The sequence below is a fragment of the Paraburkholderia sp. genome, assembly GCF_034668105.1.
Taxonomy (GTDB): Bacteria; Pseudomonadota; Gammaproteobacteria; order Burkholderiales; family Burkholderiaceae; genus Paraburkholderia.
The window spans coordinates 1-14,063 of record NZ_JAXDPY010000274.1 but is presented as its reverse complement, the minus strand read 5'-3'; the positions used below and the strand labels follow the sequence as shown (position 1 = coordinate 14,063).

The window sequence follows — 14,063 nt, the reverse complement described above, 5'->3', positions numbered from 1 at the left end:
ACGCTGATTTCCGCGCTGTTCCCGCTCGGCGGCGTCGGCGCCGTGCTGTGCGGCGTGCTGATGGACCGCTTCAACGCGAACCGCATTATCGCGGCGTGCTATGCGCTGACCGCCGTGAGCGTGTATTTCATCGGTCAGGCAGTGGGCAATGTGGGCGCGCTGGTGTTCATCGTCTTCGTTGCGGGCGTGCTGATGAACACCGCGCAATCGTCGTTGCCGGCGCTGGCCGCCGCGTTTTATCCGACGCAGGGTCGCGGCACGGGCGTCGCGTGGATGCTGGGGATCGGCCGCTTTGGCGGAATCGCGGGCTCGTTCCTCGTCGCCGAACTGACGCGGCGCCACTTCACGTTTGGCGGGATCTTCGCGACCGTCGCGGTGGCGGGTCTGATTGCCTGCGTGGCGTTGCTGATCAAACAGGCGGCACGGCCGCATGTGGCGAACCCGGTCGACGCGAAAGCGGAGTCGTGTGGTCATTGAGCGGGTCTTGATGCCGTCTGCCCGGGTGGCGGACGGATAAACAGGATCGTCGGCATAATGGCGCTCTCGCAAGCCAACCAGGGCAACTGGAAATGACCGAGCTTTCAATAATGAAAGGCCATCGCAGTACGCTCCGGAGATTGGCAAGCTTACTGGTATCGGGTGCTATCTTGACTCTCTCTGCTTCTACGCCAGGGTTCGCGCAAAACGGCGGCGACAACGCTTCGATGGCGAAGGTATTCGCGCCGGGCGGCACGTTGCGCGCATCGATCAATCTCGGCAATCCGGTACTCGCCACGCTCGATCCGGCGACGGGTCAACCCGTCGGTGTGTCCGTCGATCTCGCCACTGAATTCGCGAAACGGCTGGGCGTGCCGCTGCAACTGGTCGCGGTCAAGTCGGCGGGTGCTTCGGTTGAAAACGTCAACCAGGACAAGGCGGACATCGGCTTCTTCGCCGTCGATCCGAAGCGCGGAGAAGAGATCGCTTTCACCAGGCCGTATGTGCTGATTGAAGGTTTTTACCTCGTGCGCAATGGCTCGCCGATCACCCGCAACGAGGCCGTCGACCAACCCGGCGTGACGGTCGCGGTCGGCAAGGGCAGCGCCTACGATCTGTTTCTGACGCGCGAACTGCATCGCGCAACGATCGTGCGGATTCCAACTTCTCCGGCGGTGGTGCAAGGCTTTCTGGACCAACATCTCGACGTGGCCGCGGGCGTCAAGCAACAACTCGAAAAAGATGCCGCCAAGGCAGGCGGATTACGGCTACTCGATCAGCGTTTCATGGTGATCCGTCAGGCGATGGGCGTACCCAAAGCTAAAGGCGATGGCGCGGCCGCTTATCTGTCGAGCTTTGTCGAAGACATGAAGGCGTCCGGCTTCGTCGCGGCGTCGCTGGCGCGGCATCACATTGCAGGCGCGGAAGTCGCGAACGCCAACGATTAGCTCTGCGCGTGGGCTCATGGACAACGCGGGCCGACGCAAGGTTCAAGCAGCGCGAGTGCGGGATGCCGTAACGCGTTGCCATAGCAGTATTGCAATTAAAGACCAGAAATCATGAGCAACAGAAACATCAACTCCACCGGCACAGATAACGGCGCGCGCCGTGGAAACCTCGTTACGGGTCTCGTCTATGTGTTCGAGCAGGTCATGCCGGACCCGTTCGTTCTTGCCATTGGCTTGACGCTGGTGGTGGCCTTGCTGGCGGTGGCGTTCGCGCCGCATGCTTCGCTGCCGGTCATCCTCGCATCGTGGTACGGCGGTACGTTCAACATTCTCGGCTTCGCGCTGCAGATGATCTTGATTCTCGCGACCGGCTATGCGATCGCCGACGCGCCGCTCGTCCAGCGCGGCTTGCGGGCGATGGCCGCCGGCGTGCACACGCCGACCCGCGCCGCGCTGCTGGTGTTCCCGATCGTCGCGGTGGCCGCATGGCTCAACTGGGGACTTGGCCTGGTGGTCGGCGCCCTTTTGTCGCGCGAAATCGCCAAACGTGTGAAGGTAGACTTTGCATGGCTCGTCGCCGGCAGCTACTCCGCGTGGTCCGTGTGCAATAGCGGTTTGTCGAGTTCGATCGCGTTGTCGCAGGCCTCGCATGGCAACGCGCTAAACCTCGTGGAGAAAGCCACCGGCCAGGTGATTCCGCTGAGTCAGACCGTGTTCGCCGCGTTCGTTTTCATCCCGACCGTGCTGGTCGTGGTCGTCATGACAGCGATCTTCATCTGGATGCATCCAAAGCAGGAAGATGTGGTCGCTTTCAATGAAACGCAGCCCGAGTTGGCCGCAACTGCCGAGGCCGATCCGCATGCGCGGGACGCGAAAGCTTCGTCCTTCGCGGCCCGCGCGGAACGGTCGATGCTCGGCACCCTGCTGGTGCTCGCACTCGGCGTCGGCTATATCGCGATGACGTGGTACACCAAGGGCTTCGAGCTGGACATCAACACCACGATCCTGATCTTTCTGCTGGTCGGGATGGCGCTGCAGCGCACCCCGATCGCCTATGCCGACGCGATTCGCCGCGCGGCGCGGCAGACCGGCTCGATGCTGCTTCAATATCCGATGTACGGCGGCATCATGGGCATCATGACCGGCACCGGGTTGGCGTCGACGATCGCCAAGACGTTCGTGGCTATTGCAACGCCGGTGACGCTGCCGGTTTTGAGTTACTTCAGTTCGCTTATCATCACGCTGCTCATTCCAAGCGCAGGCGGACACTGGGCCGTTCAAGGGCCGTTCGTTCTGCCCGCCGCGCTCAGTCTGCATGCTTCGGTTCCGCGCACCGCCATGGGTGTCGCCATGGCCGAGAACGTCTCGAACATGCTGCAACCTTTCTGGGCGGTGCCCGTGGTTGCGATCGCGGGCATTCGTATTCAGCGTGTGATGGGCTACACGGCGATTACGTTTGCGGTATCGCTGGTGATTTACGCAGCGGCGCTTTGGCTGATTCCGTGATCCGGATGAAGAAGGTGGTAGGCGAATCAGGTGCGCGCCGGTGACGGCGCGCATATCGACAGGATTGGATCATGAAACGTGTAGTCGTATCAGCAGTACTCGCAGTGTGCCTCGCGCAGCCGGCCGTTCAAGCCGTGGCACAAACCGTCAACGATCAATGTTTTGCGATCGGCGATATCGCCGGCCAGGTGGCCTCCTGGCGCGCGCATAAGAAGACCAGGGCGCAAGCACTGGCTCAAGCGGCCAAGTACTACAAGGGTGAATCCGACCGGCAAGCGGTCGGCGCCGTCATCGAGAAAATCTACAGTCCGAACGCGCCGCACATGACACCCGATCAGGCCAGCATGGCGTTCAGCTCCGACTGTGCGAATCAGCGCAAAGAGCAGACGCCTGCGCAGTAGAGCCGGCTATCCGCATTGGCCGGCCGCGCCCGGACTTCCCTCAATCTGAGCCGACGAGCGTGTCGTCGCTTGCGGCAACGCTCGACACGTCGTACGCGCTTCGTCGAAGCCGCCACCGGCAAGCGCATTCATCTCGTGCCGGGCGCACAGACGAACTGACATCCTCCACCGCTGCCACAGAAAAAAATGCTGTGGCAGCCTCAAAAAAACGCTTCGCGCCCCGCGCGTAGACGATAAGCGGCACCCCCTCCCCCCGCTTCCCTCCTTCGTCATGCACACCATTCATGACGCTCATTTTTGTCCCTAATTTGACCGGGTTTTCTCGCGGCTCTATGGTTCGGCCATGCCTGCCGGACTCGTAGCGCCGCTTCCGCCGATCAGCATGGCTGGGACGCGGAACCCTCAACATCGTGACCTTTCACATGCCATGAACTCTGACGCGACCGCCGCTCTCACTCCCCTGCCCGCTGTTCGGCCAACCAGCAAGGTCCGTCGCGCGGTGACGACCGCGGTGCTCGGCCAGATTCTCGAATGGTATGACTTCTTTCTCTATGGCACCGCCGCCGCGCTGGTGTTCGGCAAGCTGTTCTTTCCCGTCGGCAGCGATCCGCTGACGGGCACGATCGCGGCATTCGGCGGCTTTACGGTGGGCTTCATCGCGCGGCCCATCGGCGGCGTGCTGTGCGGCCATATCGGCGACCGTTACGGCCGCAAGACCGTGATGATGCTGACGCTGCTGGTCATGGGCACCGCTACCGTCTGCATGGGTCTTCTGCCGACCTACCAGCAGATCGGCATCGGAGCGCCCATTCTGCTAGTGCTGCTGCGCATCCTGCAAGGCCTCGCGGCCGGCGGAGAATGGAGCGGCAGCATCCTGCTGATTCACGAGAGCGCGCCCGCCTCGAAGCGCGGTGGGCTGGCGGCGTGGAGCCCGTGCGGCGCGGCGTTCGGCTTCGTGCTGTCGACCGCTGCATTCCTGCTCGTGCAAACGCTCTCGCCTTCCGACTTCCACAGCTGGGGCTGGCGCGTGCCGTTCCTGTGCAGCGCCGTACTCGTCGCGCTCGGCCTGTGGATGCGCCGCTCCGTCGACGAAAGCGCGGAGTTCACCGAAGTGAAGGCCACGCGCCGCGACAGCCGCATGCCGGTCGTCGAGGTGCTGCGTCAGTGTCCGCGTGAAGTGCTGACGGTGTTCGGCCTGCGCTTCGGCGAAGGCGCCGCGTCGTACATCTTCTTCGCGTTCTCGATCGCCTATAGCCAGTTCATCGGGATCAAGTCGAGCTGGGTGTTGGGCGGTCTGACCTTGTCGATGCTGCTGATGATCCCCGTTTCGCTGTTGATGGGCCGCCTCACCGACAAAATCGGCCGCAAGCCGGTCTATCTCGCCGGCGCGATCGCGATGGTGCTGGTCGCGTATCCGTACTTCACGCTGCTCGGTTCCGGCGTGCTGTGGAAAGTCATCGCGGCGCTCGTGCTCGCCAACAGCATCACGCTCGGCATTCTCGAAGGCGCCCAACCCGCGTTCATCAGCGAATTGCTGCCTGTCCATCTGCGCTTCTCGGGCCTGGGCATTGGCCGCGAGATTTCGTCGGTACTGGGCGGCGGCCTCTCGCCGATGGTGGCGACCGCGTTGCTCGCCCATTACCGCAGCGCCGCGCCAGTCGCCATTTATCTCGTGGTGCTTGGCCTGATCACCGTGCTGGCGACGTGTCTCGCGCCGGAGACCTTCCCGAAAGCGCTGCGACTTCAGGCGCAACGCAAAGAGCAGGACAACGGCTGACATCCCGCCGCCGTCGCGTCATCAACCCTCATTCATTTCCCTACGTTGTCACCATGCAAAGCCTTCAAAGCAGCAGTCTTTCGACGTACGCCTACGAACCTCGCGCGAGCGATCACGCGGATTCCTATCCCGAGTACGCAGGCCCGATTACGCTCGACGCGCTGATCGGCGAGATCGAGCGTCGCCGGGACGAATTCGATCAGCTGTCGCATGTGCCGCGCGACATGGTCGCGAAGATGAAACGCGCGGGGATTTTCCGCGCGAGCACGCCGCAGCGTTTCGGCGGCGACGCGCTGCCGCCGCCGCAATTCCTGCGCATCCTCGAGCGCATTGCGATCGCCGACGGCTCGGCCGCCTGGGTCGCCGCGTTCGGCTCGGCGAACACCTATCTCGCCGCGCTGCCGATCGAAACGCAGCAGCACATTTACGCTACCGGCCCGGACCAGGTCTTCTCCGGTGGCCTCTATCCGTTGCAACCGGCCACGAAGGTAGCGGGCGGCTTCACGGTCAGTGGCCAATGGCGCTTTGCCAGTGGCTGCAAGGGCGCGGACTGGATCGGCGTCGGGATCGGCGGCACGCCTGCCAACTCGGGCGACGCAGGCGCCGGCAAGCCGTTCACCGCGGTATTTCCCGCGCATGAAGTCGAGATTGTCGAGAACTGGAATGTCGTCGGTATGCAGGGCACCGGCAGCCACGACTTGCGCTTGCACGACAAATTCGTCGATGCGCAATGGACGTTCGTACGCGGCGGCCAGCCCTTGATCGATGAACCGCTGTACCGCTATCCCGCCGTCGCCTATCAGGCGCAAGTGCACGCCGCCGTCAATATCGGCCTCGCGCGCGCGGCGCTCGATCTGCTGACGGGCATGTCCGGCTCGACCAAAACCACGACCGGCGCGCCGCGTCTCGCGGATCGCGGTTATTACCGCTCGGGCCTCGCGAAAGCCGAGGCCAACTGGCGCAGTGCCCGCGCGTTCTTCTACGAGTCGGCCGAGGCGGCATGGCAAACCCTGATGGCCGGCGATCCCGTCACGCAGGAACAGGCCAATCTGCTGCGCCTGAGCGCGACGCATGCCGCGCAACTCGGTGCCGAGGTCGTCATGCAGGCTTACCAGATGGCCGGCGTGGCAGCGATCTATCGCGAGAACCGGTTGCAGCGTCTGGTGCGGGATTCGATCGTCGTGACCCAGCACGCGTTTCTGGGCGAAGGGACTTACGACGCATCCGGCGCACTGTTCGCGGGCGTGCCGCCCGTCACGCCCTATCCGTGATGCCCTGATGTCGTGATGCGCCTGACACCCCTATGCAACTCGCACTCCACCACCACGAGGCGGACAACGTGACGATCGAAGACACCAGAAAGCGTTTCCGCGATGCCATGGCGTGCCTGCCCGCCGCCGTCAACGTCATCACCACGGACGGCCCTGGCGGGCGCTGCGGCATCACCGCAAGCGCCGTGTGTTCGGTGACCGACGCGCCCCCGACCATGCTCGTCTGTATCAATCAGGCCAGCTACGTCCACGACGTACTGCATCGCAACCGCAACGTGTGCATCAACGTGCTCGCCGCCGGGTACCAGGACCTCGCGCGTGATTTTGCCGGCATGACGGCGAGTTCGATGGACGAGCGCTTCGGACGACATGCATGGGCGAGCGGACAGGCTTCAGTGCCCGTTCTCTCCGACGCGATTGCCAGCCTGGAAGGCGAAATCGTCGACATCAAGACGGTCGGCTCGCACTCCGTCATGTTCGTGCAGATCCAGCACATTGCGCTGCGCTCCGAGGGTGACGGGCTCATCTATTTCGGGCGGCAGTTCCATCGCCTGGCGCGGCCGGCAGCGGCAACGCCGTCCGTTAGCGCGCATCCCGCGAGGTAAACGTGGAGGTCTGCTACTTTCTTCTCGTGCATTGCGACGACACGCACTCTGCCGTCGACCCGACGTTGCTCGAAGCGGCCGCGCGTGACATACAAGGGCCGACACCCGGGCTGACGCGTTTCGTGATCCATCTCCCCGCGGCGCTGCCCGCTAGCGATCCTCTGTCGAAGACCCACGCTTCGGGCCCCTGCTGCGTATTGCAATGGTATTTCGACGATCTCGGTTGGCTCGAAACAGCGCTGCAAGCCAACGGCGCGATGCACAGGATCGTGGATCGCATAACGAACGCCGCCGAAGTCAATCTCACGTTCGCACAGCAAGCCATGGCGGTCAGGCCATTCGCGCCACCGAATCCAGGCGACGCGGCCCCTCGCGCTGAACGTTGCACCTACCTCGTCAGCTACGAAGGCGAAGCGGAAGATTTCAACGCATGGCTCTCGCACTACATCACTCATCATCCGCCGTTGATGGCGCAATTGCCCGGCATTCGGGAGCTGGAGATCTACACGCGCCTCGATTACCGTTCCGGCCTGACGATGCCGCGCGCCACCGCCATGCAGCGTAACAAGGTCGTCTTCGATACGCCCGCGGCACTCGCCGCGGCGCTGGCGTCGCCGATCCGCGCGCACATGAAACAGGATTTCAATACGTTTCCGCCGTACAGCGGACCCACCCCGCATTTCCCTATGCGCAGCATTTACGGTAATCTCGATCCGACATAAACGCCCAAACGCCTCTTATTGCCGCGATCCGAACGTCATGACAAAGTCGCACCCCGGCATTACGGATTTGAATCTGCTGCGCGTGTTTCTGGCCATCTCCGATCTGCGCAGTCTGACCGCCGCGGGTGAGCGCCTCGGACTCACACAACCGGCGGTCAGCCACGCCCTTCGCCGGCTGCGTGCCCTATTCGACGACCCGCTGTTCGTTCGAACCCCCACCGGCATGCTCCCCACCGACGCCGCCTTGCGCTTGCACGCGCCCCTCACGCAGGCGTTCGGGATCATCAACATGGCGGTCCAGCAACTCGCGAAATTCGATCCCGCCACGGCGCAACGCGTGTTCCGCGTGTCCATGTCGGACATGTCGGAGTTCTATTTTCTGCCGCCCCTTCTCGCGATGCTCGACCAGGATGCGCGTGGCATCCACATCGAGATCGCGAACTTCCCGGTCGACTCGGTCAGCACCGCCATGCGCAGCGGCAAGATCGACCTGGCACTCGGCTACGTGCCGGGCCTCGATCCGGGTTGCGTGAGCAAAACCCTCTTTGTCGACGAACATGTCTGCGTGGTGCGGGCAGGCCACCCGCTGCGCAAACAGAAGCCGACCAAGGAGGACCTCGCTGGCTTGCGTTACATCTACGCCAGCACGAATGCAACCGGCCACAGGATGGTCGAGCAATGGCTGGAAGAATTGAATCTGAGCCGGGATATCGTCTTGCGTCTGCCCCATTTCGTGGTGGCGCCCGAGATCGTTCAACATACCGATCTCGCTGTCATTTTCCCGAGGAGCATCGCGCAGCGCTTTAACCGCAACAAGGCCTTCCGCATCCTGCCGTTGCCGTTCTCCCTGCCGCCCATCGAAATTCAGGTCCATTCGCACTCGCAATTCTCGGCGGACCCGGGCATTGCATGGCTCCTCGATGCGATTTACACCATGTTCCATCAGCCGGCGGCCGGCACGGAGACGAAGCGGATATGAACCTCAGGGCGTTACAGTGCTTCGTGATTCTTGCGGAGGAGCTCAATTTCAGCCGCGCCGCCGAGCGCCTGCATATCGCGCAGCCCGCGCTCAGCCAACAGATCCGTTCGCTCGAAGAGCGGCTCGGCACGCAACTGGTCGATCGGACGCGGCGCCCGTTGAGCCTGACCGAAGCCGGCCACTATCTCTGCACGGAGGCGCGTCAGATCCTGGGATCGTTGGAACAGGCAACCCTCGCCGCGCAGGAAATCGGCGTCGGGCGGCGTGGCTGGCTCAGCATCGGCTTTACGCGCTCGGCGATGTACAGCGTGCTGCCGCCCGCGCTGAAGGCGTTTCACAACGCGTTCCCGCAGGTCGAACTCAAACTCTTCGAGATGCTCACCGAGGAACAAACCGATGGCTTGCGCGACATGCGCATTCACATCGGCATCGGGCGGCAGCCGGTGGCGATCGATGGGTGCACGTCCTATCCGCTCCTGCGCGAGCGTGTGATGGTCGCGCTTGAACCGGGCCATCCGCTCGCAGCGCGCAAGACCGTGCGCATTGCCGAGCTCGCCGATACCCCGTTGATTCTCTATCCGAAGCATCAGAACGCCCAGTTCAAACGCTCGGTGCAAACCCTCTATCGCGATGCGGGCGTGACACCGGTCGTCGCTCACCAGGCCTATGAAATCCAGACCGCGATCGCGCTGGTGGCAGCGGGTCTCGGCGTCACGTTCATCGGCGAATCGGTGGCACGGCACGGGCGCACCGACGTCGTGTTCCGCCATCTCGCCGGTCCCGGCTCGTCGTACCGATCGACGCTCGCGGCCACCTTTCGCACCGACGACGCTTCCCCGCATCTGCGCGCCTTCCTCGCCTGCCTCCCGCCGCCGCTTGCTGACGCCGCACTATAAGCAAAAACCTATACAAGCATAAGCAAGCAGTCTTGGACTCGGCGTCCGAGCGTTCTTATCATTGGTTCCATACTTCAGCCCGGCGCTCTGTTTCATTCACATGAGCACATGAGCGCATCGGCGCACGCCAGCACGCGCGCCGACATCTGAAGTCCGGCCGCCCGACGCGCGGCCAATGGGACACTGCCGGCGTTCGATCCGGCAGGCCGATCATAAGCACGCCGCCACGGCTTTGGCCGTTGCAGCAAGGTAGGAGACAGCATGACTGCATTCGACGAAGCCGCCACCATGCGCAAAGTGTATGGGCGATTAATGCCCCTGCTCTTCGCGATGATGTTCTTCAACTATCTGGACCGGATCAATATCGGTTTCGCCGCGCTGGACATGAACAAGCAACTGGGTTTCAGCCCAGCCGTGTTCGGCTTCGCGGGCAGCATCTTCTTTTTCGGCTACATGTTGCTGGAAGTGCCGAGCAACCTGTTGCTGCATCGGGTCGGCGCACGCCGCTGGATCGCACGCATTCTGCTGACGTGGGGCGCGGTCGCGGCGGCCACCGCTTTTGTCTTCAACGATTCGAGCTTCTACGTTTTGCGCTTTCTGCTGGGCGTGATGGAAGCGGGCTTTCTGCCGGGCGTGGCGGTTTATCTGACCAAATGGTTTCCGGTGCGTTACCGGGCTCGCGCGGTGGGCGGCTACATCATCGCGGGATCGTTCTCGGCGGTGCTGGGCGGGCCGATCTCGACCACCTTGATGACCTACGCGAACGGCGTGCTCGGTTTGCAGGGATGGCAATGGATGTTCATCCTCGAAGGCATCCCGGCGATGGCGCTCGGCTTGCTGACGCTGCGCATCATGACCGAACGTCCGGCCGACGCCAATTGGCTTTCCGACGACGAAAAGCGCTGGCTCGAATCGACGCTCGCCGCCGAACGCGAGGCTGTGGGCGGGAGCACCCATTTTCCGCTGCTGCGCGTGGCGAGCGACATCCGCGTATGGAGCCTCGCGTGTCTATTCGGCTGTGCGCTGGTGGGTATTTACGGCCTGTTCCTCTGGCTGCCGCAAATCGTCAAGAGCTTCGGCCATCTCAGCAATATCGAGGTCGGCTTTCTGTCCGCCGCGCCGCCGTTGCTGGGCGTGTTGGGCACCTTCCTGATCAGCCGCAGTTCCGACCGCACCGGCGACCGCAAGAAGCACCTCGCGTTCGTGTACGGCATGAGCGCGCTGGCAATTGCCGGCAGCGCGTATGCGCCGAACCCCGTGATCGCTTACGCGTTGCTGTGTCTGACCGGCTTGTTCATCTATGCGGGCAATCCGCTGTTCTGGAGCCTCGCGTCGTCGTTCAGAACCGGCGCCGCGGGCGCCGCGACCATCGCGCTGATCAACACCATCGCGCAGTTCGGCGGTCTGGTCGGCCCCTGGAGCATCGGCCTCGTGCGCAATGCGACCGGTAGTTTCAAGCTGGCCTTGCTGACGATCGCGGCGTTCCTGGTGGTCGCGACGATCATCGCACTCGCGATGCGCGTCACACCGGCCGAGGACGAAGCCGCCTCGCTCGCAGCCGGCGATGCCGCACCGCGCGCTTGAGCAGCCTGACCCGATGAATAGCGAACGTACCGCGCATGCCATGTCACCGCTCAAGAAGATAAAGCACATCAAGCACGTAAAGCTCGGATAAGCACCCACAAGGACACCAAGGTTCTCACACCATGATCATCGATTGCCACGGTCACTACACCACTTCGCCGCCGCAGCACGAGGCCTGGCGCGCGCAGCAGATCGCCGCACTGAAGGACGGCCGCTCCGCGCCGCCGCGCCCCGTCATTACCGACGAGCAGATTCGCGAGAGCATCGAAACCGGCCAGATTCGCATCCAGCGCGAACGCGGTACCGACCTCACGATTTTCTCGCCGCGCGCCGCCGGCATGGGACATCACCTCGCCACGGCCGACGCCAATGCGGTCTGGTCGAGCGAATCCAACGACCTGATCCACCGCGTGGTGTCGCTGTTTCCGCGCAATTTCGTCGGTGTATGCCAGTTGCCGCAGGCGCCCGGCGTGGCGCCGGCCAACTGCGTCGCCGAATTGCGGCGCTGCGTGGAAGAGCTGGGGTTCATCGGCTGCAATCTGAATCCGGATCCGTCCGGCGGTCACTGGTCGGGCTTGCCGCTCACGGACCGCTCCTGGTACCCGCTCTATGAAGCGATGGTGGAACTCGACGTGCCGGCGATGATCCACGTGTCCTCGTCGTGCAATCCGAATTTCCATGCGACGGGCGCGCACTACATCAACGGCGACACTTCCGCGTTCATGCAATTGCTAGAGGGCGATCTGTTCGCCGACTTCCCGTCCCTGCGCTTCATCATTCCGCACGGCGGCGGCGCCGTGCCCTATCACTGGGGACGCTACCGTGGACTCGCGCAGGACATGAGGAAGCCGCTGCTCAGCGAGTACCTGCTGAAGAACGTGTTCTTCGATACTTGCGTCTATCACCAGCCCGGCGCCGAACTGCTCGCCAAAGTCATTCCCGTCGAGAACATTCTGTTCGCGTCGGAAACCATCGGCGCGGTTCAGGGTATCGATCCGGAAACCGGCCACTACTACGACGATACGCGGCGCTACATCGACGCGATCGAATGGCTCAGTGCCGCCGACCGTCAGCGTATTTACGAAGACAACGCCCGCGTTGTGTACCCGCGGCTGACCTATCAACTCGAACAGCAATTCGCCACTTTGGGGGCAACGCTATGAATTCCGCTTCTAATCCCGCTGTTAATCCCGCTGCTAATCCTGCTTCAAATCCGATCGGCTGGCGTGAACACCAGTCCGCGCCTCAGGCCAACCCCGCCACGCTCGGCATCTTGCGTGAACTGGCGGTTTCGCTGCTCAGCGACAACATGGCGCGCGCAAGCGGCATGGTCGGCTTGCGCCCGTACCATCAGCCCAAGCCGATGGCCGGCACCGCGGTCACGGTGCATACCCGTCCCGGCGACAACCTCGCGATTCATCGCGCGTTCGACTTTTGCCGCCCGGGCGATGTGCTCGTGATCGACGGCGCCGGCGACCTGACGCAAGCGCTGATGGGCGACATCATGGCCAGCTATGCCGAAAGCCTCGGCGTGCAGGGCCTCGTAATCGACGGCGCGATCCGCGATGTCGGCACGCTGCGTCAGCGCGATTTTCCGGTGTATGCGCGTGGCGTGACGCACCGTGGGCCTTATAAAAACGGACCGGGCGAGATCAACGTGCCGGTCACGGTCGGCGGGATGGTGGTTCATCCCGGCGATATCATCGTCGGCGATGAAGACGGCTTGCTCGCGATTTCGCCCGCCGACGTGGCAGCCGTGATCGAAGGCGCGCGGCGCCAGCATGCGAAAGAAACGGCGGCGTTGAAGTCGATCGCCGATGGATGTTTCGACCGTTCGTGGGTCGTGCCCCAGCGCGACCGGATGATGAACAACTGACTTCACGCGCGGCGCTGGAGCGTGCATGATGCGATGGGTCCGCCGCGTACCATGAGTCGCGGCGGCGTCGTCGGCTCAACCCTGCAGGAATCGTGTGCCTCATGGCGGAATATCTGAACGCAGCAACCCTCCTTGAACTCGCGCAACGTGCGGAGCAACGCGCTGCCGCGCCGTGCATGTGTACAAAAACACCACTGGAAGGCTGGCAATCGCAGCCGCTTTCTCTCGACGAAACGCAGTTCGAAGAAGTCGGCACGCTGCTAGCGGAGGACGATCCGGAACCCACGTTCAGCGAATATCTGCCGGGAAAAACAGGTTATTGGTCTGCCGACGCGCCCATCGCGCCGCGCTACTTCCCGTACAACCGCTGCACCGTCTGGCAGTGCGCGTTGTGCAACCGGCTGTATCTGCGCTATACGGAAGGGGGTGGGTATTTCGTCGATCGCAGGATTCGCGCGGTACAGTCGGCACTGATCGAGGACGTGCCGCTTTCTGGGTAATGCCCGCTAACGAGCTCTCTAACAGGGTTCTGCTTTGGCGCCGCATACGTCTGCGGCATCATCCCCTGGATCGGCATGCAAGCCGATTGCTTCACGGGACACCGTGAAGTCCAAAAATCCGCCGCGTAGGATCGACTAGCGTGTTGGACACTTCGGGTCAGACCTGGCTAGGGCTATACGGGCGATATCGCGGCGCACGCTCGATAAAAAATGCAATGTTCTCGGCATTCGCCAATGCGCCGCTGTCAATGCCGACGCGACGCTATTTTCCTGCGGCCGGACTGTGTTCGCCCATGTACTTCCACTTGAAGCTGAAAGGGTCGACACCCCTATCGCCTGGCAGATTCGGCAGCGAATCACCTTCCTTCACGAACACTTCGTGATAGCCGCCCAAACGCTCGATGCTTTCGCCTGTCGCCGACCAGTAGCCGGACGCGGGCGCGTAGTCTCCCGGTCGCGCGTAAGGCATGGCAGGAAGAAGCTGGGTGCGGGCGTCTACTTCTCCAAGGAATTCCATGTGGC

At 63.0% G+C, this 14,063-nt stretch carries 14 protein-coding genes and 1 pseudogene; 14 read left to right on the top strand and 1 reads right to left on the bottom strand.

Going from position 1 to position 14,063, the window contains the following annotated elements:
• From QOC89_RS12800 to QOC89_RS12735, 14 genes are all read left to right on the top strand, one after another.
• On the top strand, positions 1-477 hold a 477-nt coding region (locus tag QOC89_RS12800), incomplete at its 5' end, for an MFS transporter (RefSeq protein ID WP_323045346.1).
• 227 nt (positions 478-704) lie between these two features.
• Positions 705-1,424 (top strand): ABC transporter substrate-binding protein, encoded by a 720-nt coding sequence (locus tag QOC89_RS12795; RefSeq protein ID WP_323045347.1) that lies wholly within the window; start codon positions 705-707, stop codon positions 1,422-1,424.
• A gap of 111 nt (positions 1,425-1,535) precedes the next feature.
• Complete coding sequence (locus QOC89_RS12790; protein ID WP_323045345.1) at positions 1,536-2,930, top strand: short-chain fatty acid transporter; 1,395 nt, start codon at positions 1,536-1,538, stop codon at positions 2,928-2,930.
• A gap of 71 nt (positions 2,931-3,001) precedes the next feature.
• On the top strand, positions 3,002-3,331 hold the full coding sequence (locus tag QOC89_RS12785) for a hypothetical protein (RefSeq protein ID WP_323045344.1): 330 nt from the start codon (positions 3,002-3,004) through the stop codon (positions 3,329-3,331).
• Positions 3,332-3,758: 427 nt separating this feature from the next.
• Positions 3,759-5,108, top strand: coding sequence for an MFS transporter (locus tag QOC89_RS12780; protein ID WP_323045343.1), 1,350 nt, complete (start codon positions 3,759-3,761; stop codon positions 5,106-5,108).
• Between the two features lie 53 nt (positions 5,109-5,161).
• The gene (locus QOC89_RS12775) at positions 5,162-6,379 is read left to right on the top strand and encodes an acyl-CoA dehydrogenase family protein (RefSeq protein ID WP_323045342.1); all 1,218 of its coding nucleotides are present in this window, start codon (positions 5,162-5,164) and stop codon (positions 6,377-6,379) included.
• Between the two features lie 32 nt (positions 6,380-6,411).
• Positions 6,412-6,984 (top strand): 4-hydroxyphenylacetate 3-monooxygenase, reductase component, encoded by a 573-nt coding sequence (gene hpaC / locus QOC89_RS12770; protein WP_323045341.1) that lies wholly within the window; start codon positions 6,412-6,414, stop codon positions 6,982-6,984.
• 2 nt (positions 6,985-6,986) lie between these two features.
• Positions 6,987-7,706, top strand: coding sequence for an EthD family reductase (locus tag QOC89_RS12765; RefSeq protein ID WP_323045340.1), 720 nt, complete (start codon positions 6,987-6,989; stop codon positions 7,704-7,706).
• 37 nt (positions 7,707-7,743) lie between these two features.
• Positions 7,744-8,685, top strand: a complete 942-nt coding sequence (locus tag QOC89_RS12760; RefSeq protein ID WP_323045339.1) for a LysR family transcriptional regulator — start codon at positions 7,744-7,746, stop codon at positions 8,683-8,685.
• A complete protein-coding gene (locus tag QOC89_RS12755; protein WP_323045338.1) occupies positions 8,682-9,581 on the top strand; it encodes a LysR family transcriptional regulator in 900 nt (299 codons plus the stop codon). Before QOC89_RS12760 ends, QOC89_RS12755 begins: the two co-directional genes overlap by 4 nt.
• Before the next feature lie 261 nt (positions 9,582-9,842).
• Entirely contained in the window at positions 9,843-11,165 is a 1,323-nt protein-coding gene (locus QOC89_RS12750; protein ID WP_323045337.1) for an MFS transporter, read from the top strand.
• A 122-nt stretch (positions 11,166-11,287) separates the two neighbouring features.
• The gene (locus QOC89_RS12745; protein WP_323045336.1) at positions 11,288-12,328 is read left to right on the top strand and encodes an amidohydrolase family protein; all 1,041 of its coding nucleotides are present in this window, start codon (positions 11,288-11,290) and stop codon (positions 12,326-12,328) included.
• A complete protein-coding gene (locus QOC89_RS12740; RefSeq protein ID WP_323045335.1) occupies positions 12,325-13,041 on the top strand; it encodes an RraA family protein in 717 nt (238 codons plus the stop codon). The genes QOC89_RS12745 and QOC89_RS12740 overlap by 4 nt, the downstream gene beginning before the upstream one ends.
• Positions 13,042-13,142: 101 nt before the next feature.
• Entirely contained in the window at positions 13,143-13,541 is a 399-nt protein-coding gene (locus QOC89_RS12735; RefSeq protein WP_323045334.1) for a hypothetical protein, read from the top strand.
• Between the two features lie 262 nt (positions 13,542-13,803).
• Here the strand turns inward: QOC89_RS12735 and QOC89_RS12730 are convergent.
• A pseudogene (locus tag QOC89_RS12730) lies at positions 13,804-14,063 on the bottom strand (hypothetical protein); the annotation flags it as partial.